The sequence below is a fragment of the Streptomyces sp. 15-116A genome, assembly GCF_025290915.1.
Taxonomy (GTDB): Bacteria; Actinomycetota; Actinomycetes; order Streptomycetales; family Streptomycetaceae; genus Streptomyces.
Window position 1 is genome coordinate 1 of record NZ_JAOCQE010000508.1, and the last position, 1,889, is coordinate 1,889.

3 protein-coding genes are annotated in these 1,889 nt (G+C 74.7%); all 3 read left to right on the forward strand.

Features of this window, described 5'->3' with window-relative positions:
* Positions 1-312: glycosyltransferase family 9 protein (locus N4P33_RS34960; RefSeq protein WP_260830933.1), on the forward strand; the 312-nt coding region annotated here is incomplete at its 5' end.
* Entirely contained in the window at positions 309-1,259 is a 951-nt protein-coding gene (locus N4P33_RS34965) for a glycosyltransferase (protein WP_260830934.1), read from the forward strand. The genes N4P33_RS34960 and N4P33_RS34965, both read left to right, overlap by 4 nt.
* On the forward strand, positions 1,256-1,889 hold a 634-nt coding region (locus N4P33_RS34970; protein WP_260830935.1), incomplete at its 3' end, for a glycosyltransferase. The genes N4P33_RS34965 and N4P33_RS34970, both read left to right, overlap by 4 nt.

Consider the following 1,889-nt stretch of genomic DNA (forward strand, 5'->3'; position numbering starts at 1 on the left):
CTCGGCGGCCGGACCGACGCCGCCCAGCTCGCGGGCGTGCTCGCCGGGGCCGCCTGCGTGGTCACCGGCAACACCGGGCCCGCGCATCTCGCCGCCGCCGTCGGCACCCCGGTCGTCTCCCTGTTCGCCCCCGTCGTCCCCGCCGAACGCTGGCGCCCCTACGGCGTGCCCTGTGTCCTGCTCGGCGACCAGCGGGCGCCCTGCGCCGGCACCAGGGCCCGCACCTGTCCCGTACCCGGCCACCCCTGCCTGGACGGCGTCACCGCGCTGGACGTGGTGGCGGCGGTCGACAAGCTCGTGGAGGTGACATGAGGATCCTGCTGTGGCACGTGCACGGATCGTGGACCACCGCCTTCGTGCAGGGCCCGCACACCTACGTCGTCCCGGTCACCCCGGACCGCGGCCCCGACGGACTCGGCCGCGCCCGCACCTACGACTGGCCCGACTCGGTCGTCGAGGTGCCACCGGAGCGGCTGCGCGACGAGCCCATCGACCTCGTCGTCCTGCAACGCCCGCACGAACTCGCCCTGGTCGACGCCTGGCTGGGCCGCCGCCCGCCGCTCGTCTACCTGGAGCACAACGCCCCGCACGGCGACGTACCCGACACCCGGCACCCCGCCGCGGACCTCCCCGGCGTCACCCTCGTCCACGTCACCCACTTCAACCGGCTGATGTGGGACAGCGGTTCCGCCCCGGCCACCGTCATCGAGCACGGCGTCGTCGACCCCGGCCACCGGTGGACCGGCGAGGTGCCGCACGCCGCCGTCGTCGTCAACGAGCCGATCCGGCGCGGCCGTACCACCGGCACCGACCTGCTGCCCGCCTTCGCCGCCGCCGCACCCCTCGACGTCTTCGGCATGCGCACCGACGGCCTCGCCGCCCCCCTCGGCCTGCCCGCCGACCGCTGCCGCAGCCACGAACTCACCCAGGCGGACCTGCACACCGCGATGGCCCGCCGCCGCGTCTACGTCCACCCCGTCCGCTGGACCTCCCTCGGCCTGTCCCTGCTGGAGGCGATGCACCTCGGCATGCCCGTCGTCGCGCTCGCCACCACCGAGGTCACCGAGGCCGTACCGCCCGGCGCGGGAGTGGTGTCCAACCGCATCGACGTACTGACCGATGCCGTACGGGACTTCGTCGCCGACCCGCTGCACGCCCGCCTCATCGGCGAGGGCGCCCGCGCGGCGGCGCTCCCCCGCTACGGACTGTCCCGCTTCCTGGACGACTGGGAGCGGCTGCTCAAGGAGGTGACCCGATGAGGATCGCCATGGTGTCCGAGCACGCGAGCCCGCTCGCCGCGCTCGGCGGCGTCGACGCCGGCGGCCAGAACGTGTACGTGGCCCGGCTCAGCGAGGAGTTGGCCCGGCGCGGCCATCACGTCACCGTCTACACCCGCCGCGACTCCACCGGCCTGCCCGACCGGGTGCCGCTGCCCGGCGGCGCGATCGTGGAACACGTGCCCGCCGGACCGTTTGAGACGCTGCCCAAGGACGACCTCCTGCCGCACATGCCGGTTTTCGGCGCGTACCTCGCGCGGGCCTGGCGCCGCGAGCGGCCCGACGTCGTGCACGCCCACTTCTGGATGTCCGGCCTGGCCGCCCACCTCGGCGCCCGCCCGCACGGCATCCCGGTGGTGCAGACGTTCCACGCCCTCGGCACCGTCAAGCGGCGCCACCAGGGCTGGCGGGACACCAGCCCGCCGCAGCGCATCGGCATCGAACGGCAGATCGGGCAGACCTCCGCCCGCGTCCTCGCCACCTGCAGCGACGAGGTGCGCGAACTGGAACTGATGGGCGTCCCCGCACACCAGGTGTCCGTCGAGGATCTGGCCGACGACATCGTGCTGCACCCCCTCGACGACGTCCTCGGCTGGGAGGCGCTGCCCGGCC

Bases quoted from the DNA above. Each gene is read 5' to 3' on its own strand.
- N4P33_RS34965 (WP_260830934.1), top strand. From the start codon at position 309: ATGAGGATCCTGCTGTGGCACGTGCACGGATCGTGGACCACCGCCTTC.